A 19,408-nucleotide genomic window follows, 5' to 3' on the forward strand; every position below is an offset into this window, starting at 1 on the left:
TCCGGGGTCACTCCGTGCGCCAGCCGCGCTCCAGGCAGCCGAAGATCTCCTCCGCGGCCCAGCGGGGGTTTTCGTGGGCCGTGATCAGGTCGCGGGAGGCCAGGGCGAACCTCGCCAGTGCCGCGGACCGGACGTCGCCCGCCGGCGCGCCCGACTCCGCCGCGATGGCGTCGGCGAGCGCCGTCTCGTGGCGCATCCACATGCGCCTGCCGTACTCGCGCAGGGCCGGGGTGCTCTCGATCAGGCGCAGGAACTCCTCGTCCGGGCCGCCGTCGGAGACGTCGCGGAGGATGTGCTTGCGCAGCGCGTCCACGATCGTGTGGCCCGGCGGGCGGCCGTGGACCGCGGCGACCAGGGCCGCCTCGATGTCGTCGTCCTGGTCGAACAGCAGCGCTTCCTTGCTCGGGAAGTACTTGAACAACGTCGTGACCGAGACGTCGGCGGCGTCCGCGACCTCCTTCACCCCGACCTCGTCGTAGCCGCGTTCGAGGAACAGCTTCAGCGCGGCGTCGGCCAGCGCCTGCCGCGTCTGCGCCTTCTTGCGCTCGCGGCGCCCGGTCACTTCGGTCATGGCGCCAGCCTACGTGATGGTGAACTCACTTCAAAAGTTGAGTCGTTGCACTTTTTGAGTCACTGTGCTTTTCTGGGTTCAGGCCGCCGGACCGACCGGCGGCCCCGAACTCCCAGGGGGAAGCCATGAACTCCATCGCGATCGTCGGCGCCGGCCTCGGCGGCCTGGCCTGTGCCCGCGTCCTGCAGCTGCACGGCGTCGACGTCACCGTCTTCGAACAAGAGGCCTCGGCCGACGCCCGTCCCCAGGGCGGCACGCTCGACATGCACGGCGACACCGGCCAGGTCGCCCTGCGCACCGCCGGCCTGTACGACCGGTTCCGGGAACTCGCGCGCCCCGAAGGGCAGCAGATGCGCGCCCTCGACCCGCACACCGCGGAGGTCGTCATCGACGAAACCCCCGACGGCGACTTCCGCCCCGAAATCGACCGCGGCCAGCTCCGCGGTCTCCTCCTCGACTCGCTCGCCCCCGGCACCGTCCACTGGGGACAGGCGGTCACCGACGTCGCCGGCGCGCGGCTGACGTTCGACGGCGGCGAGACCAGGGACTTCGACCTCGTGATCGGCGCGGACGGCGCGTGGTCCCGCGTCCGCCGGGCCCTGACCGGCGTCCGGCCGGTCTACAGCGGGGTGACGTTCGTCGAGTTCGGCCACGACGCCGCCTCGGATCTCGCGGCCGTGACCGGCCGGGGCACGATGGTGACCAAGGCGGGCGGGCACGCGCTCTTCGCGCAGCGCACGAGCAACGGCGACGTCCGCTGCTACGCCGTGTTCTACGCGCCCGAGGACTGGCACGCCGGCCTCGACTTCGCCGACACCGCCGCCGTGCGCGCGAACCTGCTCGAGCGCTACGCCGGCTGGCACCCGGACGTGCTCCGGTTCCTGGCCGACGTCGAGGGCGGGTTCACCCACCGGCCGCTGCACGTGCTGCCGGTCCCCCACGCGTGGACGCACACGCCGGGCCTGACCCTGCTCGGCGACGCGGCCCACCTGATGCCGCCGCTCGGGGTCGGCGCGAACCTCGCCCTCCTCGACGGCACCGAGCTGGCGACCGCGCTGGCGACGGCGCCGAGCGTCGACGAGGCGGCCATGGCCTACGAGGCCGGGATGCTGCCGCGGTCGATCGAGACGGCGAAGGCGTGCGCGAGCGGTCTCGACGACCTGCTCAGCGACGACCTCAACTCGATGGCGGCCTGAAGAACTTCCGCCGGACGGCCACACGTGGGTAACATGATTCCCACGATGTGGTCGTCCGGGTACACGCAGAGCAGCACTTGCTCCACTCTGAGTAGCACCCTGGCGCGACCTTCCCCCTTTTGGACCAAGTCGTTACGGAATCCGGACGCCGGAACACCGACGGCGGGTGAAACTTACTGTCTTCGTACGCGACCTCGTTAGCATCCGCACATTTGTTCGTTGCTGCGCGTCCCGATCGGGCCCTGAGCACCTCTCACCAACAAGTCCACAAGACGAATGGGGTCGCCAGCGATGAGTACAGAGGGACTCTCGATTCCAGGCATCTCGATCGCGAGCTCGGGGCCGTCGGCCGCCGAGCGGGTGCGAAAGCGGGGGCTGAGCGTGTTCGGCTCACTGCCCCGGCCCGCCGTGGTCACGTTCGCCATCGAGGCGGCCGCGGTCATCCTGGCGGTGCTCGACGTCTGGCTGGTGATCCCCGAGAAGGCCCAGCCGTACTCGATCTGGCTCTCCGGCGCCGCCTGCCTCGCGGTGGTGTTCCGGCGGAAGTTCCCGTTCCTCGCGGTGCTCGTCGCGGTCCCCGGCTTCCTGGCCGGCTGGGCACAGCTCGCCTCGATGATCACGCTCGGCATGCTCGCCACCCGCCGCCAGCTGCACTGGCAGACCTGGGTCGGCGCGGCGCTGGTGTGGATCTGCCGGTTCGTGCAGTGGCCACTGGAGGACTTCGCCGAGCTCAGCTGGCGTGAGCACATCCTCGACGGCATCTACGGCGTCCTCGTCGCCGGCATGCCGATCGCGATCGGCCTCCTCATCGGGGCGCGGGCCGAGGTCGCGAACAAGCTCGCCGAGCTGGCCACGAGCCGCGACCGCGAGCGCCGCTTCCACGCCGACGCCGTCCGCGCCGAAGAGCGCGCCCGGCTGGCCCGCGAGATGCACGATGTGGTGTCCCACCAGATCACCCTGATCGCCATGCAGGCCGGCGCGCTGCAGGCCCAGACCACGGACGACCGGGCGCAGGAGACCGCGCAGGTCATCCGGACGCTGTCGAAGCGGACGCTCGAGGAACTGCGCTCGCTGCTGAGCGTGCTGCGCGCGGGCGCCGACGACGACGGCCCGCGCCCGGGGATCAACGACCTCGACCGGCTGATCCGGACCTCGGAGGTCCCGGTCCACCTGTCCGTGGAGCACCTCCCGGAGGCCCTCCCCAACCAGGTCTCGGCGGCGGCGTACCGGACTGTCCAGGAGTGCCTGACGAACGTCCACAAGCACGCCCCGGGCGCGACGGCGACCATCCGCATCCAGGGTGAGCACGGCGCACTCAAGATCGAGGTCCGCAACGACCGCGCGAGCCGCCCGGGCGAGTCGCTCCCCTCGGGCGGTCACGGGCTCACCGGTCTGGCCGAGCGGGCCCGCCTGCTGGGCGGCAGTTTCGAGACGTCGAAGTCGAAGGACGGCGGCTTCCGGGTGCGGGCCCGGTACCCGCTGGACCGCTGACGCCGCACTGAGCAGCCCCCGTTTTCCACGCTAGCCCCGGGTACCGACAGTTCCGGTCGTGCGCAAAGCCGTGAAGGCCACCTTGAGGGACTTTAAGTCCGTGAAGGTGGCCTTCACGGCTTTCGGCGCACGGAACTGTCGGTGCTCCCCGGTAGCGTGGAAAACGGGGGCTGCTCGCGTCCGGGTGCGCGCGAAAAACCACCCCGAGGAGTCCCGGGGTGGTCTGGGGCCCGACCCGCTAGAGGATTTCCCGGCGCTTGCGCAGGCGCTCCAGCGCCTCCGCCAGGATGGCCTCGCCGTCGGAGTCGCTGCGGCGCTCCTTCACGTAGGCCAGGTGCGTCTTGTAGGGCTCGGTCCGCGGCGCGGCCGGCGGGTTCTTCTCGTCCTGCCCGCCCGGGAGCCCGCAGCGGGGGCAGTCCCACTCGTCGGGGATTTCCGCGTCGAGCGCGAACGACGGCCGGGCCTCGTGGCCGTTGGCGCACCAATAAGCTACGCGGCGCCGCGGCGCCGATTCACCCCGTTCCGATTCGCCCGTAGGACCGGCACCCACCCTGGTGCCCCGAATCGCGTTACCGCCAACCATGAATCCTCACACCTAGGAATCGGCGGCGCGCCCCCCTATAGGCACGCCGAATCGCGCGTTCCGCCGTCGGATCCGGTCGCGATCGCGGCGGGACGCCGGACGCGTCACACCTTGAGCAGCAGACCCAGGCCCACGATGCTGATCAGCCAGACCGCGCCCAGCAGCAGGGTGATCCGGTCGAGGTTCTTCTCGGCCACGCTCGACCCGGCCAGGCTCGACTGCATCCCACCGCCGAACAGCGACGACAGGCCACCGCCCCGGCCACGGTGCAGCAGCACGGCGACCACCAGCAGGACGCTGGAGACGATCAACAGGATTTGCAGGAACAGCTTCATGTCATCCTCTGGGCTCTAGGAGAATGCAGGGGTACGGCATGGTCGTTTCCGACCTCCACCGTACCCCTGGACTCGTCCACTGCTGTGTGACGGACCGGATACACAGGTTACCCGGTCGTGGCCTCGATCAGGGCAGCGGCCCGCCCGCGGCGAGTGCGCAGAGTTTCGTGAACTCCTCGCCGTCGAGGCTCGCTCCGCCGACCAGGGCACCGTCGATGTTCTCGCAGGCCACCAGCTCGCTGATGTTGCCCGACTTCACCGATCCCCCGTAGAGCACCCGGACGGACGAAGCGACCTCGTCGCCGTACTTCTCCTGGAGGGTGGCCCGGATGGCCTTGCAGACCTCTTCGGCGTCGGCCGAGGAGGCGACCTTCCCGGTGCCGATCGCCCAGACCGGCTCGTACGCGACGACCACGCTCTGGACCTGCTCGGCCTTGAGGCCCTTCAGTCCCTCGATCAGCTGCGTCGTGGTGTGGTGGATGTGCTCGCCGGCCTCGCGGACCTCGAGCTTCTCCCCGATGCAGAGGATCGGCGTGATGCCGTGCTTGAGCGCGGCCTTGACCTTCTTGTTGACCAGCTCGTCGGACTCGGCGTGGTACTCGCGCCGCTCCGAGTGCCCGACGGCGACGAACTTGCAGCCCAGCTTCGCCAGCATCGGGCCCGACACGTCACCGGTGTAGGCACCCGAGTCCTGCGGCGCGATGTCCTGTGCGCCGTAGGTGAGCGACAGCTTGTCGCCGTCGACCAGGGTCTGCACGCTGCGGATGTCGGTGAACGGCGGCAGCACCGCCACGTCGACCTTCGCGTAGTACTTCTCCGGCAGCGCGAAGGCGATCTTCTGGACGAGCGCGATCGCCTCGAGGTGGTTCTGGTTCATCTTCCAGTTGCCGGCGATGAACGGCTTGCGTGCCACTAGTTCTTCTCCTCCAGGGCCGTCACGCCCGGCAGTTCCTTGCCCTCGAGGTACTCCAGCGAGGCACCGCCACCGGTGGAGATGTGCGAGAAGCCGTCTTCGGGCAGGCCCAGCTGCCGCACCGCGGCCGCCGAGTCGCCGCCGCCGACCACGGTGAACGCGTCGCTCTTCACCAGCGCCTCCGCGACGGCGCGCGTGCCACCGGAGAAGGCCTCGAACTCGAACACGCCCATCGGGCCGTTCCAGAACACGGTCTTCGCGTCGGCCAGCTTGCCCGCGAACAGCTCGCGCGAGCGCGGGCCGATGTCGAGGCCCTGGCGGTCGGCCGGGATCGCGGTGGCGTCGACGACCTCGTTCTCCGCGTCGGCGGCGAACTCGGTCGCGGCGAGCACGTCGACCGGCAGGACCAGTTCGACGCCGCGCTTCTCCGCCTCGGCGAGGAAGCCCTTGACCTGGTCGAGCTGGTCGGCCTGCAGCAGCGACTGGCCGACCTCGTGGCCCTGGGCCTTGAGGAAGGTGTAGGCCATGCCGCCGCCGATGAGCAGCCGGTCGACCTTGGTCAGCAGGTTCGCGATGACGCCGAGCTTGTCGGACACCTTCGCGCCGCCGAGCACGACCACGTAGGGCCGCTGGACGTCGTCGGTCAGCTTCTTCAGCACGTCCAGCTCGGCCAGCACCAGGCCACCCGCGTACGCCGGCAGCACCGAAGCGACCTCGTAGACCGAGGCCTGCTTGCGGTGGACGACGCCGAAGCCGTCGGACACGAACGCGCCGCCGGGGACGAGCGCGCCCAGCTCGGCCGCCAGCTCGGAGCGGTCCGCGGCGTCCTTGCTGGTCTCGCGCGCGTCGAAGCGCACGTTCTCCAGCAGGACGACGCCGCCGTCGGCCAGGCCGCCGGTCAGCGCCTTCGCGGACTCGCCGACCAGGTCACCCGCCAGCGCGACCTCGGCACCGAGCAGCTCGGAGAGCCGCTTGGCGACGGGCGCGAGGGTGTACTTCGGGTCCGGCTCGCCCTTGGGGCGGCCGAGGTGCGCGGTGACGACGACCTTCGCGCCCGCGTCGGCGAGCTTCTTGATCGTCGGCAGCGCGGCGCGGACCCGGCCGTCGTCGGTGATGCGGTCCCCGTCGAGCGGGACGTTCAGGTCGGACCGCACGAGCACGTACCGGCCCTGAACGCCCTCGCCCAGCAGGTCGTCGAGGTTCTTGACGCTCATCGGGTTCAGGAGATCTTCGTACCGACGAGCTTGACCAGGTCGGCGAGGCGGTTGGAGTAGCCCCACTCGTTGTCGTACCAGCCGACGACCTTGACCTGGTTGCCGATGACCTTGGTCAGCGGCGCGTCGTAGATGCAGGACGCCGGGTCGGTGACGATGTCGGCCGACACGATCGGGTCGTCCGAGTAGCGCAGGATGCCCGCGAGGGGACCTTCGGCGGCGGCCTTGTAGGCGGCGTTGATCTCCTCGACCGTGGCGGCCTTGGTGAGGGTGACCGTGAGGTCGGTGGCCGAGCCGGTCGGGACCGGGACGCGCAGCGCGTAGCCGTCCAGCTTGCCCTGCAGCTCCGGCAGCACGAGGCCGATGGCCTTGGCGGCACCGGTCGAGGTCGGGACGACGGAGAGGGCGGCGGCGCGGGCGCGGCGCAGGTCCTTGTGCGGCGCGTCCTGCAGGTTCTGGTCCTGCGTGTAGGCGTGGACGGTGGTCATCAGGCCCTGCTCGATGCCGAAGGCGTCGTGCAGCACCTTGGCCAGCGGGCCGAGGCAGTTGGTGGTGCAGGACGCGTTCGAGATGATGTTCTGCGAGCCGTCGTACTTGTCGTCGTTGACGCCGAGCACGATGGTGAGGTCCTCGCCCTTGGCGGGCGCGGAGATGATGACCTTCTTGGCACCGCCGGCGATGTGCGCCTTGGCGGCGTCGGCGTTGGTGAAGAAGCCGGTCGACTCGACGACGACGTCCACGCCCAGGTCACCCCAGGGCAGGTTGGCCGGGTCGCGCTCGGCGAGGGCCTTGATGGTCTTGCCGTCCACGACGATGCCCTCGTCGCTGACGCTGACCTCACCCGGGAACCGGCCCAGGATGGAGTCGTACTTCAGCAGGTGGGCCATGGTGGCGACGTCGCCGAGGTCGTTGAACGCGACCACCTCGATGTCGTGGCCGCTCGCCTTGACGGCGCGGAAGAAGTTGCGGCCGATCCGGCCGAAGCCGTTGACACCTACGCGAACGGTCACTGCTGCCACTCCTCTGAGGATCGGCCGGGGCGTCCGGCCGTGACTTGCGGGCTCGCGGCAACCCTAGCGTGCGGGCATGCGCGTCCCTGACTGCCCTGACGAGACTTCCACCACTTGGCGAACGGGTCAAGAATCGATTAAGAAGCCTGGTGATTTTGCTGGAGTTCCCGGGGGCGGACCACGGCGGACCAGTGGGGGTGGACGGTTCGGGGGCCGGGACCGGTTCCGGCTGGGTGCGCGGGGTGCGGCGGGTGTTCGCCGCGCTCCCGCGAGGGGCGCACTTTGACTGCTGGATCGATTCAGGCCGGGCGGGGTTTCTGAGGTGGGTTCCGGGGGTGGGGCGGGCGCGGTCCGACCCCGGGCGTGAGGTCCATGACTCGACCGATCCAGGGACGGCCGGGACGGCGGGTACACCCGGGCGAGGGGTTCTCGACGGGCGGCTCGGCGGCCGCTCGCCGAGGGTCGGCGCCCACCACGGCAAGCTCCAGAACGGCGCGGCTCGGCGCCCACCACGGCAAGGTTCGGCGCAGCGGGGCTCGGCGCCCGCCGCGCAAGGGTTCGGCACGGCGAGGCCCGGCACCCACCACGGCAAGCTCCGGCGCGGCGAGGCTCGGCACCCACCACGGCAGGCTCCGGCGCAGCGGGGCTCGGCGCCCGCCGCGCAAGGGTTCGGCACGGCGAGGCCCGGCACCCACCACGGCAAGCTCCGGCACAGCGCGGCCCGGCACCCACCACGGCAGGCTCCGGCGCAGCGGGGCTCGGCGCCCGCCGCGCAAGGGTTCGGCGCGGCGGGTTCGGCGCGCGAAGAGTGGTTCGGCCCGCCCGGCCGCCCCCGGTGACGAGCCGCGCGCTACGCCGACAGCTCCCGTTCCAGCGGGGTCCGGAACCGGGGCACCGCCCGCACTTCACCGAACCACTCCGCGCAGCGCTCCGCCGCCACCTCGACCGCCTTCGTCACCTCCCCGCCCACGTCCTCCAGCAGCCGCCAGGCGATCTCGCCCGAGGGGCGCTGGGCCCAGCCGCCGACGACCCGGCCGTCGGACCAGATCGTCGGGCCGATGTTGCCGCTGCGGTCGAACAGGGCCGGGCGGTGGGGGCCCAGGAACCAGTCGCGGTCCTGCCAGCCCATCGGGGTCGGGTCCAGTGCCGGGAGGAACGCCACCCACGGGTCCGGCGCCGGCACCGGATCCAGGTCGTCCGCCAGTGCCACCGCGGCGACGCCGTCGAGGTCGACCTCGGCCACCGGCAGGCCGGCCAGTGCCTTCTTCGCCTGGCCCGCCGTCCAGCCCGTCCACCACCTCAAATCGGACACCGGGGCCGGGCCGTACGCGCGCAGCCAGCGGCGGGCCAGTTCGACGCGGGCCTCCTCCGGGTCCCACGAGCGCAGGCCGCCCGGGACCCACTCGTCCAGGGGGTGCCAGACGTACTGCGTGCTGGTCCAGCTCCCACGCGGCCTCCCCCGCGCCATCCGGCCGCCCGCGGCCAGCAGGAACAGGACGCGGCTCGTCACGTTTCCGATCGCTTCGTACGGCTTGCCCGCCGCCATCCGCAGCTGCTGGCGCAGGCGGGGCTCGTCCTCGCTCAGCTGCTGCGCCGTCGCCGAGCCACGCGCGCGCAGCGCCTCCTCCACCGAAGCTTCGACCGAAGCCAGCCACTTCGCCGGCTCCGGGACGTTCTCCGGGTGCCCCTGCTGCGCGAGGTGCTGCTCCAGCAGTTTCCGTTGCTTCACCAGGATGTCCGCCGCGCACCCGGCCTGCACCAGCGCCGCCGTTTCCAGGTCCGTCACGAACACCGTGCGCCGCATGCCGAGCAGCCTCAACAGGGAACGATCTTCGTAGAGTGCTTGCTCCACCAGGGAAACCGCGGGTGACGCCAGCCGCGCGGAGGCCGAGAGGTGGACGGTCGCCGGGTCGGTCGCGTGCAGGGCGACGATCCCCGCCACCGCTTCCGCCACCGTGGCGGCGGGCGCGGCGAGGTGGTGCCGGACCGCGAGGCGGGCCCGGCGCTGCTCGGTGCTGATCTGCTGAGGCACCCGCTTTTCCTACCACCCGCCACCGACAAAAACGCCTGGAAACCCCCACGACCAGCGGATAGTCTCGCGGCATGGTCTCCGGTGCGCACCTGGCGGCGTTCGCCGCGCTGACGTTCCTCATGGTCGTGGTCCCCGGGCCGAGCGTGCTGTTCACGATCAGCCGCGCGCTCACCGTCGGGCGCCGCGACGCGCTGCTCACCGTCGTGGGCAACTCCGCCGGCGTGTACACGCAGGTCGTCGCCGTCGCGTTCGGGCTCGGCGCGCTGGTCACGACGTCGGCCGCGCTGTTCACCGCGATCAAGGTCGCCGGCGCGCTCTACCTCGTCTACCTGGGCGTCCAGGCCGTCCGGCACCGCCGCAAGCTGACCGACGCGATGGCCGCGAAGGTGCGCGCCACGCCCGGCCGCGTCCTCACCGTCCTGCGTGACGGCTTCGTCGTCGGCTTCGCGAACCCGAAGTCGATCGTCTTCCTGGCGGCCCTGCTCCCCCAGTTCGTCGACCCCGCCGCCGGGTCCGTCCCCGCGCAGATGCTGGTCCTCGGGCTCTGCCTGCCCGCGATCGCGCTCGCGACCGACAGCGCGTGGGCGCTGGTCGCGGGCACCGCGCGCGCCTGGTTCGCCCGCTCGCCGAAGCGCCTCGAAGCGGTCGGCGGCACCGGCGGCCTGGTCATGATCGGCCTCGGCGCCGGGCTGGCGTTCACCGGCCGGGGTGACTGAGCACCAGGTCGAGCAACCCGGGGAAGGCCGCGTCGAATTCGGGGCGCCGCAAGCGGTTCAGCCGCCGCGGGCCCTCGTCGCGCTGCTCGATCAGGCCGGCCGCGCGCAGCACCGCGAAGTGGTGGCTGCGGGTCGCCTTCGCCACCGGCAGGTCGAACGTGCCGCACGCCTTCGTCCACTCGGGCACGGCGGCCAGCTCGCGCAGGATGCTGCGGCGCACCGGATCGGCGACCGCGGCCAGCGCGTCCTGCAGCGAAACCTCCGCCGGGGGCGCGTGCGAGAGCCCCCGGGCCCGTGCCGTGCTCACCGGATCGCCGCCACCAGCCCCGGCCACCACTCCCGCGGCAGCGCGTCGAGCGGGACGACCACCTGGTCCGCCCCCGCGGCCCGGAACTCCCGCAGCCGTGCCACGACGGCGTCGAAGCCGCCCCACACCGTGACGCCGTCGACCAGCCGGTCCGACAGCCCCGCGATGTCCTCGTCGGAGAAGCCCATCCGCCGGAAGTTGGCCGCGTAGCCCGGCACGCCGGCCAGGAACTTCAGCGATCCGCCGCGGACGGTCTCCCGCATCGCGGCGGCGTCGGTCTCCGCCACGACGTTCAGCAGCACGGACAGCTGCGGGCCCGCGCCGAGGATCTCCCGCGCCGACGCGACGTAGTCGGTCGTCACGAGGTACGGGTACGCGCCCGAAGCGCGGTCGCGCGCCAGCCCGAGCATCCGCGGCCCGAGCGCCGACAAGACCCGCGCGGACGGCGGCACGACGTCCTCGATCTCGTCGAGGTAGTCGTTCAGCGCCGCCAGCGGCCGCGGCCCGTGCGCCCCGCCCAAGCCGACGACGAACCGGCCCGCGGGCAGGTCCGCGTACGTCGCGGCCACCGAGGCGGCCGGGACGCGGTCGACCGACAGGATCCCGCTGGCCACCTGGATGCGCGAGGTGCCGCGGACCACCTCGGCGATGCGCGGCAGGTTGTTCCCCTGGCCGCCGGGCAGCCACAGCGTGGCGTAGCCCAGCTCCTCCAGCTCGGCCGCGGCCGGCACGGCGGCGTCGGTGTCCAGCGCGGTGTGGGTGGCCCCCAGCGGCCCCAGCTTCGTCATGCGCGGAGGAACCACGAAGACGCCGGGGTTGTTCCCGTCACGCGCTCTGTTCGTCCTCGGCGGAATCCCCGGCGTCCTCGGCCGGCCGCGTGAACATCCGCGTGGCCGAGAGCCGCGCGACGCCGTCCGGGTCGCCCAGGTCGTCCATCGAGGTGCGGATCGTGGCGTCGACCGACAGGTACTTGCGGCCCGCGCGCAGGTCGGCGTCGTTGCGCAGCCGCACGATCAGCGGGAACTCCGACAGCGCGCCCGCGTCGAACAGGCCGGTCGTGTAGATCAGCTGCACGCCCAGCGCCTCGGCCACCGCCCGCTGCAGTTCCAGGAGGTACCCGGCCGACGCGCGGCCGATCGGGTTGTCGAGGAACAGCACGCCCGAATGCCGGTTGCGGGCCTTGCCGCGGTTGTTCGCCCGCAACGCCGCCAGCGTGCAGTACAGGATGATCGCCGCGGTCAGCTGCTGGCCGCCGGAGAAGACGTCCCGGATCTCCGAGACGCGCTGGCGTTCGGTCCGCAGCACCGAGTCCGGCTTGAGCATGTCGACGCGGAAGCCCTTGGGCGCCGCGGCCCGGACTCCGCGCAGCACCAGGGAAAGCCCGTCGCGCTTGACGTCCCGGCCGTCCGCGGTCTTGCCGACGGCGGCCTCGTCGACGACCTCGCCCAGCTTCTCGGTGAGCGCGTTGTCCTCCAGCTCGGTGAAGCGGATGCGGAGGAACTCCTGCCCGGACCAGTCGCCGAGGCCGTCGGGCAGCCGCGAGACGCGCTGGGCCGAGCGCAGCGTCCGGAGCGCGCCGTCGACCATGCCCTGCAGGCGGGTGATGATGCCGCCGCGGTGCCGGTCGATCTGCGCGAGGTCGTCGGTGAGCGACCGCAGCCGCGGCCGCAGCGCCTCGGCCCACTCCGCGGCGTGCGCCGGGAGCTGGTCGCGCTTGACCGAGATGACCTGCTGGCGCACCGGCGTGCTCAGCTTCTCGAACCGCTTCTCCGTCGCGTACTGCGCCAGCTGGTCGGCGGCCGCGCGCACCCGCCGGTCGCCCGCGTCGGCGGCTTCCTGCGCGTCGGTGAAGGTCGCGTTCAGGCGGGTGTGCTGGGCGCGCGCGGTCTCGACGTCGCCGTCGTAGGCCGCGGCGCCGGTGTCGGTGACCAGGTGGGCCATCGACTCGGCGAGCAGCGAGAAGCCCGACGCCGAACTGCGCGCCGACTCCAGCGTCGCTTCGGCCGCGGCCCGGCGTTCCTGCAGCTCTTCCCACTTCCGGGCGGCCGCGGACGCCTCCAGCCCGGCCGCGTCGATCAGCTCCAGGCCGTGCTCGATGTCGCGCGGCTTCTCGCCGGTCGCGCCGTTCTGCGTCGGCAGCGCGTCCAGCTCGGCGCGGCGCGTCGAGACGAGCCCGATCGCTTCGGTGCGCTCGTCTTCGCACGCGTCGACGACCCGGCGGGCACGGGCCAGGGCGGCCGCGCGGGCCGAGGCGTCGGACCCGTCGGGCGTCTCCAGCAGCTCCGCTGCCCGTGCGCGGACGGCCGCGTCGAGGGACTCGACGGCCGAACCCGCGGCCGCTTCGGCCGCTTCGGCCTGCTCCAGCTCGCCGCGCAGGTCGCTGCCGACCTCGACTTTCGCGTACGCCTCCGACGCCGACGCGTACGTCCGGCGCAGCGCGTCGACCGGTTCGGTCGGCGCCGGGCCGTCGGCCGCCTCGGCCGCGCCCGGCACCTCGGCCAGCTCCGCCCGCGCGGTGGTCGCGGTGCGGCGGTGGCCGTCGGCGGTGCGCTGCTCCTCCCCCGCCTGCTCGCGCAGCCGCGCGGCCTTGCCCGCCGCGTCGGACGCCTGGAGGTCGGCGCGTTCGGCGATCTCGGTCGCGCGTTCGGTCTCTTCGGTCCACTCCGCGATCCGGGCGCTGCGGGCGCCCAGCTCGCCGAGCTTCCGTGCCCGTTCCTCGGCTTCGGCGGCGGCCGCCCGCAGCTCGGGGACGCGTTCGCGCAGGGACGCCGTCTTTTCGCTCAACCGCGCGAATTCCGCCTCGGCCTGCTCCAGCGCCGTGCGGGCGGTCTCGCGCGCGGTGCGGGCCGCCTGGGCCTGTTCGGCGAGGGTCGCGATCGCGCCCGGCGGGTAGTCCTCGCGCCAGGTGGTGAGCTTCCACGTCAACGCGCCGTCCGCGGACAGCTTGGCGGACAACGCTTCGAGCCGCCGCTGCCGCTCGGTGTGCCGCCGCGCCACGGCTTCCCGCTCGGCGTCCGCGGCTTCTTCGTCGTACATCGCGGGGTTCGGCGGCACCAGGAACTCGACGCCGGGGGCGGCACTTTCACGTGAAAGTGCCGCCTCGGTCGTGCCGACGGCGATGATGGAGCTGGGGAGGAGGCGGCGCTTCGTCAGGACTTCGCGGGCGCGGTCGGCGTGCGCGGCGTCGTTGAGCAGGACGCCGGAGACCAGTTGCGGCAGGCTTTCCAGCACCTCGGCACGGCGGGATGGGTCCAGTTTGGACAGATAACGCCAGCCGGACCACGCGGTGATCCCCGCTTCTTCCAGCGCGTCCAGCGCGGCCTGGACGTCCTCCGGCGGCGGCAGCAGCCCGCCGGACCCCAGCGCGGCCAGCGCGCGTTCGTCGGCGGACTCCTCCATCCGCAGCGCGGTCTGCTCCTTCTCGACGGCCGCGCTCGCCTCGCGCAGCCGCTCCAGCAGTACCGGGAGGTCGCTTTCGAGGGCGACGTCGTCCGCGCCGAGCAGCTCGACCAGCCGGCCTTCGGCGGCGAGCGCGTCGGTCCGGCGGTGGGCCCGGTCGAGGTCCTCGGTGGCGCGCTCGAAGCGGTCCTGGGTGGTGCCCGCGAGCTGGTGGGCCTCGTTCACGGCCCGTTGCGCCGCTTGGAGATCCGCCGCGACGCGGTCGAGTTCCTGCTCGCGCCGGGCGAGTTCCGCGGTGGCCGCTTCGGCGGCGCTACGGGACGCGCGAGCCGCTTCGGCGACGTCGGCGCCGGACGGCAGCAACCCCGCGCGCACGGCGTTCTGGACCTCTTCACGCAGCTCGGTGATCCGCGCGGTGAGCCCACGCGCCTCGGCCCGCTTGGCGGCCGCGAGGTTCGCGGCCTCGTCGCGTTCGGTCTGTGCCTTCTCGGCTTCGGCGCGCAACGCGCCCGCGTGCGCCTCGGCCTTGTCCGCCTGCCGCTGTGCGTCCTGCGCCAGCGCGTGCAACCCGCGCGCGAGAGCCGCGGCGGCGTCGTTGCGCGCCTTCAAGGCAGGCCGCGCCTTCTCCTCCCGGTTGCCGACGAGTTCCCGCAGGTCCTTCGCCTTGCGCGCCGCGTTCAAGGAGTTGAGCACGGTCGCCGTCTCGCGCCAGGCTTCGGCTTCGGTCTTCGCCGCGGCCAGTTCGGCGTCGACGCGCTTGCGGGCCTCCTGGGCCTCGTCGAGGCGCAGCACGGCGACCTGGCGGCGCAGCTCCGTGACGGCCGCGGCGAGCCGCCGGTGGTCGCCCTCGGCGAGCTTCTCGGCGGACTTGACCTCGGTGACGTGGTCTTCGAGCCCGGCCAGCCGCGCGTTCTCCAGCTCGTTGCGCGCGACGACCCGCCCGGCCAGCTCCGCCATGTCGGCTTTCGCCGATTCGGCGATCTTGCGCGACTCCGCGGCGACACCCTCCTCGGCGCCCAGCGGACCGAGCAGCTCCAGGGCGCCCGCGACGAAATCCCGCTCCGACAACAGGTCCCCGCGCTGGGCGAGGTTGTGCGCGTAGGTCGCGACGACCTCGGCGAGGTCCTTCGGCTCGTCCTCGGCGATCACCGCGCGCAGCAGGAACTCGACGAACGCGTCGTCGGTGCCGAAGGCGAACGCGTCCGCCGCCTCGCCTTCGCCGGCGTTCATCGCGCGCTGGTAGCGGAACAGCTCGGTGTCGAGGCCGAGGGAGTCCAGGCGGCCGGTCCACTCGTGGTGGCGGCGGGTCCAGGACAGCTCCAGCTCGGGCTCGGCCAGCTGCGCGGCGGTCAGCTTGTCGTGGAAGCCGGACATGGTGAGCAGCCGGCCGTCCTGCGTCATCGGCAGGGAGTCGAGTCCCAGCGCCGGCGTCGGGCGGAAGCAGTACCAGGAGTCGACGAGGTTCTCGGAGTCGGCGGACACGACGTGCCCGCGCCATTCGGAGACCTTGCCGGTGATGATCCGGTGGCCGCTCTCGACGTGCAGCCACTCCAGCACGACGTGCGAAACGTCCTTGGCGGCGACGAACTTCTCGAGGACCTTCGTGCTCGTGGTGCCGACGACCTGGCGGCGGCCGGGCAGCATCACCGAGAAGATCAGCTTGATGAGCACGGACTTGCCGCCGCCGTTCTCCAGGAACAGCACGCTCGCCGGCGACGGGCGGCGCAGCTCGGCGGGCCCGGTCGCGTGGATGCCGGCGCTGAACAGCGCGTCCTGCTGGGGCGCGGTGATCTTGGCGCCGACGCCGCTGAAGTCGAGCACGACGTCCTGGTAGCGGGCACCCGCCGGGCCCACCGAATGCAGGCGGACCCGCGAAAGCTCGTACATCGATTCCCCTCTACAGCGTGTCCGAGGACGCCGCGCGCAGCGTGCCCCCGGCGTTCGCGACCGCCACGACGTCCAGCGCGAGCAGGTCGTCGAAGGCGGCGTCGGCGGCGAGTTCCCGCACCTGGATCTGGTAGCGCGGCGTGGTCCGGTAGGTGCCGCCCTGCTCGTCGCTCACCGGGACCAGGAAGCCCTGGTCGGCGAGGAAGCGCAGGGCGCGGCTGACCATGCCGCGGGTGGTGTCGGCGGCCAGGCGCCCGTCCTTGGTCGCCGCCGCTGCCGGACGGCGGGCGTAGGCGCGCCACGCCTGTTCCAGCTCGGGCGCGTCGGCCAGCGGGTCGTTGTTGGCTTCGGCCGCCGCGGCGCGTTCGTCGAGCATGCGGGCGGCCTCGCGGACCATCGCGTCGACCTGTTCGACGCTGACGCGGCCGATGTAGGTGTCGTTGGCCAGGTCGTCCGGCCGCGGGTAGCCCAGCGCGGCGGTGGCGAGGTGGATCAGGCCGTGCAGCACCTTCTCCGTCTCGCGGCGCTCGCGGATCTTGGCCTGCCGGGCGTAGGAGTCCATCTTGATCTCGAAGACGGACTCGTCGGTGGCCGCCAGCACCGCGCCGGCCTGCTGGTTGACCTCCAGCACCATCAGCCCGAGCCCGGCGGCGACGGCATGGGTGAGCGCCTTGAACGCGTTGTCCTCGCCGTAGCGGCGCACGAGGTCGCCGTAGACGACGTCACGCGCGGGCAGCTGCTTCGGCCGCATGCCGAAGGCGACCAGCCGGGCCGCGGCTTCGGCGTCCACGCTGCTGTGGGACAGCGCCATTACGCGACTTCCTCTTCTTCGTCGGCCCGCTCTACGGCGGCGGTGAACAGGAGCAGGTCGGCGCCGCCGAACTCCGGGTCGTCCAGGAGGGTGCCGTCGTCGACGGCGAGCAGCACCTGGCGGTCGCCCTGGCGGCGGGCCGCGCCGACCCCGGGACTGTAGGCGTGCACCGCGCGCAGCGCGACCAGGGCGGCGAGCCCGGGCCGTCGGCTGCGGCGGGCCTCTTCGAGCAGCCCGGACAGCCGGCGCGGCACCTCGGGCAGGTCGAGCAGCTCGTCGGCGGCGCGCCAGACGTCGTCGCCGAACTTGTCGGTGACCTCGGCGGGCATCAGCTCGGGCTCGGGGACCTCGCCGATCAGCTGGTCGCGCTCCGGCGCGGGCCGCAGCAGCAGCGAAACCAGTGAAGACAGCGAGGGCACGACCGGCGGCGTGATGCCGGCGACGGCGTGGAAGAAGTGCTCGGCCGGGGCGACGGCGTCGGCCAGCGGGAGGCCCAGGGTGGGCACGAGGAGCTGGCCGAAGAGGTCGAGCGTGGCGCGCTGGGGCGGGCCGGAGAACTGCTGGCGGTCCTGCTCGGCGCGGAACACCGCGCCCGCGTCGGCGAGCCGGGACTGCAGGCGGGTGTGCCGGCGGATGCAGTCGGCGACGATGTCGACCAGCTCGGCGGCGCGGCGCTTGCGGTCGAGGTCCTCGGTCTCGTCGCGGGCGGTGGTGATGTTCTTGAGGATGGCGTTCTCGGCGCGGAACCGGGTTTCGATGTGGCTCAGCGCGCTGTCCAGCAGCTCCGGGACCTCGCGCTCCCAGTCGACCGACCGGACGTCCCGGCGGGTCGCGTCGAGCTTCGCGCGCAGGGTCTCGCCGTACTGGACGGTCCGGTAGCGGGCCTGCTCGGCGGCCAGCTTCGCGTCGGCCAGGCGGCCGCGGTTGATGAGGTTCTCGAGCTTGACCTCGGCGGCGATCTGGGCCGACTCGACGTCGGTGTCGAGGGCGCCGACGAGGACGTTGATGGCCTCGTCGGTGGCGCGGAGGTAGACCTCGCCGTCGCGGGCGGCCAGCTCGACGAGCAGCTTGAAGTCGAACTGGCGGCGCTGGTAGCCGCTCGGGCCCATCGAGCCGTAGACGCGCCGGAAGCCGCGCTCGGTGGTGCCGACGTTGATCAGGTTGTCCAGCACCCACTTGGCCACGCGGACGTGCTCCTCGGGCATCCGCGACGGTGCCTGCTGCGCGATGAAGGGCAGCAGCCGGTCGATGACCTCGTCGTGGCCGGCGCCGGTGTCGAAGTCCATCGCGATGGTGACCTGGTCGATCGTGTGCAGCGCGATCTCGGCCATCTGGTAGATGGTGGCGTCGGCCCAGTCGAGCTTCGCCTTCCGCGCGTCCAGGTCGTGCAGCGGCGCGGTGCAGGCCAGCGCCTTGAGGCGGCGCGTCAGCCCCTCGTCGGCCAGTCCGGTAGCCCCCGTGTCGTCTCGCACAGCAGGCCAGGCTAGTCGGCCACCCTCTGCGCACGCGCGGGTGACGGGCTAACGTCCCCCTCATGCGTGAGATGAGCCGTGACGAGTGGTGGCAGTTCGCGTCCGAAGGCACCCGCACGGGCATGCTGGGCCTGGTCAGGAAGGACGGCTCCCCGATCGTGACGCCGGTCTGGTTTCTGCTGAACGAAGGCCCCGACGGCGACGAGCTGATCTTCACGACCGGCACCGAGACGCTGAAAGGCAAGGCCATCGCCCGCGACGGCCGCGTTTCCCTCGCCGTCGACGACCAGAAACCGCCGTATTCGTACGTCCAGTTCACCGCCGAGGCGCGGCTCACCCACGACTTCGACGACATGCTGGCGTGGGCAACGCGCCTCGGAGCGCGGTACATGGGCGCCGAGCGCGCCGAGGAGTACGGCAAGCGCAACGCCGTGCCGGAAGAATCCCTCGTCCGGGCGAAGATCACCAAGGTGATCGCGCGGGCCGACATCGCCGGGTGAACGCCGTTCGCGGGTAGGATGGCCCCGGGGGTGGGGGTATGCCGTCAGGGGACAGACGCGACGCCGTCAAGGCGATGGTGCGGGCCGGCCAGCGGGAGCTCGTAGCCGAACTAGAACGCCTCGACGGCGAAGCCCGCTTCGGCCGCTCCGGCCGGGCACGGCTGCTGGAGAACGGCGCGGTGTTCGAGCGCGCCTGCGTCGTGGTCACCGAGAGCGGCGAGACCGTCGGGCTGACCGTGGCGGTCCACCCGCGCAACCCGTACGTCCCGGCGTTCCACGCCCGGTTCCGGTACTGCGACTACGCGGGGTCGTGGTGGTTCGCCGGCGTGGCCGACCTGCTGCCCTGCTACGGCTTCGCCGAGGACGCGGCGCACTTCCACCGGACGCTCAAGACGTGCTGCGACACCCTCGACCCGGCGTTCCACGCGCAGGCGAAACGCGCCTGCGACGACCTCTACCGGCTGCCCCACCACGACGAACCGCGCGGGATCGGCGGCATCGCGTTCGACCACCTGCGGCCCCCGGGCCCGGACGGCTGGCGCCGCGCGGCCGCGTTCACCGCGGCGGGCATCGCCGCCCTCGCGCCCGCCTACCTGCCGATCGTCCGGCGCCGCAAGGACCGCCCGCACGGCGACCGCGAGCGGCAGTGGCAGCTGCACCGCCGCGGCCGGTTCGTCGAGTCCGCCCTCGCCCCCACGCCGGCGGCCGACGCCGAGACGGTGCTGCTGACGCTGCCGCCGCTGGTGCGGTGGGAAACCGGCGGCACGCCGGAGCCGGGGAGCGCGGAGGCCGAGCTGGTGTCGTTCCTGGAGCCGCGCGACTGGGCGGCGGAGACCACGGTGGCCGCGAGCTGACCCCAGCGCCCCAAGGTGGCCTTGGTTGCGTCTGACGCACCGAAGGCCGCCTTGGGTGCGTCAGACGCACCGAAGGCCACATTGGGGCGCTTGGTCCGGGCCGGCGCACCGGTGAGC

17 protein-coding genes are annotated in these 19,408 nt (G+C 72.5%); 5 read left to right on the forward strand and 12 right to left on the reverse strand.

Annotated elements, in window-relative coordinates; genetic code table 11:
- Window positions 1-7: 7 nt before the first annotated feature.
- Entirely contained in the window at window positions 8-571 is a 564-nt protein-coding gene (locus EIY87_RS21050) for a TetR/AcrR family transcriptional regulator (protein ID WP_125310778.1), read from the reverse strand.
- Window positions 572-696: 125 nt separating this feature from the next.
- On the opposite strand from EIY87_RS21050, the gene EIY87_RS21055 reads away from it, so the two are divergent.
- Together EIY87_RS21055 and EIY87_RS21060 are read left to right on the forward strand one after the other, a co-directional pair.
- Window positions 697-1,767 (forward strand): FAD-dependent oxidoreductase, encoded by a 1,071-nt coding sequence (locus EIY87_RS21055; RefSeq protein ID WP_125310780.1) that lies wholly within the window; start codon window positions 697-699, stop codon window positions 1,765-1,767.
- A 291-nt stretch (window positions 1,768-2,058) separates the two neighbouring features.
- Window positions 2,059-3,258, forward strand: a complete 1,200-nt coding sequence (locus tag EIY87_RS21060; RefSeq protein WP_191984205.1) for a sensor histidine kinase — start codon at window positions 2,059-2,061, stop codon at window positions 3,256-3,258.
- A 238-nt stretch (window positions 3,259-3,496) separates the two neighbouring features.
- Here the strand turns inward: EIY87_RS21060 and EIY87_RS21065 are convergent, their stop codons facing one another.
- The 6 genes from EIY87_RS21065 to EIY87_RS21090 form a co-directional block, all read right to left on the reverse strand.
- Entirely contained in the window at window positions 3,497-3,841 is a 345-nt protein-coding gene (locus EIY87_RS21065) for an RNA polymerase-binding protein RbpA (protein ID WP_086856717.1), read from the reverse strand.
- A gap of 104 nt (window positions 3,842-3,945) precedes the next feature.
- A complete protein-coding gene (gene secG, locus EIY87_RS21070; protein WP_003071471.1) occupies window positions 3,946-4,176 on the reverse strand; it encodes a preprotein translocase subunit SecG in 231 nt (76 codons plus the stop codon).
- 127 nt (window positions 4,177-4,303) lie between these two features.
- Complete coding sequence (tpiA, locus tag EIY87_RS21075; protein WP_125310782.1) at window positions 4,304-5,089, reverse strand: triose-phosphate isomerase; 786 nt, start codon at window positions 5,087-5,089, stop codon at window positions 4,304-4,306.
- Window positions 5,089-6,303 (reverse strand): phosphoglycerate kinase, encoded by a 1,215-nt coding sequence (locus tag EIY87_RS21080; protein WP_125310784.1) that lies wholly within the window; start codon window positions 6,301-6,303, stop codon window positions 5,089-5,091. The genes tpiA and EIY87_RS21080 overlap by 1 nt, the downstream gene beginning before the upstream one ends.
- 5 nt (window positions 6,304-6,308) lie before the next feature.
- A complete protein-coding gene (gap, locus tag EIY87_RS21085) occupies window positions 6,309-7,313 on the reverse strand; it encodes a type I glyceraldehyde-3-phosphate dehydrogenase (RefSeq protein WP_125310786.1) in 1,005 nt (334 codons plus the stop codon).
- 850 nt (window positions 7,314-8,163) lie between these two features.
- A complete protein-coding gene (locus EIY87_RS21090) occupies window positions 8,164-9,345 on the reverse strand; it encodes a winged helix DNA-binding domain-containing protein (RefSeq protein ID WP_125310788.1) in 1,182 nt (393 codons plus the stop codon).
- 71 nt (window positions 9,346-9,416) lie between these two features.
- Between EIY87_RS21090 and EIY87_RS21095 the strand changes: the two genes are divergently transcribed.
- Window positions 9,417-10,061: a LysE family translocator gene (locus tag EIY87_RS21095; RefSeq protein WP_125310790.1), complete on the forward strand. Its 645-nt coding sequence runs from the start codon at window positions 9,417-9,419 to the stop codon at window positions 10,059-10,061.
- Here EIY87_RS21095 and EIY87_RS21100 read toward each other — a convergent pair.
- Genes EIY87_RS21100 through EIY87_RS21120 form a run of 5 tightly spaced genes read right to left on the reverse strand, consistent with a single transcriptional unit; the run spans window position 10,042 to window position 17,937 of the window.
- A complete protein-coding gene (locus tag EIY87_RS21100) occupies window positions 10,042-10,368 on the reverse strand; it encodes an ArsR/SmtB family transcription factor (protein WP_125310792.1) in 327 nt (108 codons plus the stop codon). The two genes, EIY87_RS21095 and EIY87_RS21100, sit on opposite strands and share 20 nt — an antisense overlap.
- Window positions 10,365-11,156, reverse strand: coding sequence for a TIGR03620 family F420-dependent LLM class oxidoreductase (locus tag EIY87_RS21105; protein WP_125310794.1), 792 nt, complete (start codon window positions 11,154-11,156; stop codon window positions 10,365-10,367). The genes EIY87_RS21100 and EIY87_RS21105 overlap by 4 nt, the downstream gene beginning before the upstream one ends.
- Before the next feature lie 37 nt (window positions 11,157-11,193).
- Window positions 11,194-15,654 (reverse strand): coiled-coil domain-containing protein, encoded by a 4,461-nt coding sequence (locus tag EIY87_RS21110; RefSeq protein ID WP_125310796.1) that lies wholly within the window; start codon window positions 15,652-15,654, stop codon window positions 11,194-11,196.
- A gap of 10 nt (window positions 15,655-15,664) precedes the next feature.
- Entirely contained in the window at window positions 15,665-16,465 is an 801-nt protein-coding gene (locus EIY87_RS21115) for a hypothetical protein (protein ID WP_086860823.1), read from the reverse strand.
- Window positions 16,465-17,937, reverse strand: coding sequence for a hypothetical protein (locus EIY87_RS21120; protein ID WP_125310798.1), 1,473 nt, complete (start codon window positions 17,935-17,937; stop codon window positions 16,465-16,467). The genes EIY87_RS21115 and EIY87_RS21120 overlap by 1 nt, the downstream gene beginning before the upstream one ends.
- Window positions 17,938-17,999: 62 nt before the next feature.
- Between EIY87_RS21120 and EIY87_RS21125 the strand changes: the two genes are divergently transcribed.
- Together EIY87_RS21125 and EIY87_RS21130 are read left to right on the forward strand one after the other, a co-directional pair.
- Window positions 18,000-18,437: a PPOX class F420-dependent oxidoreductase gene (locus EIY87_RS21125; RefSeq protein ID WP_125310800.1), complete on the forward strand. Its 438-nt coding sequence runs from the start codon at window positions 18,000-18,002 to the stop codon at window positions 18,435-18,437.
- Window positions 18,438-18,475: 38 nt separating this feature from the next.
- Window positions 18,476-19,291, forward strand: coding sequence for a coproporphyrinogen III oxidase (locus EIY87_RS21130; RefSeq protein ID WP_125310802.1), 816 nt, complete (start codon window positions 18,476-18,478; stop codon window positions 19,289-19,291).
- Window positions 19,292-19,408 lie beyond the last annotated feature (117 nt).

It is taken from the genome of Amycolatopsis eburnea (assembly GCF_003937945.1).
Classification (GTDB): domain Bacteria; phylum Actinomycetota; class Actinomycetes; order Mycobacteriales; family Pseudonocardiaceae; genus Amycolatopsis; species Amycolatopsis eburnea.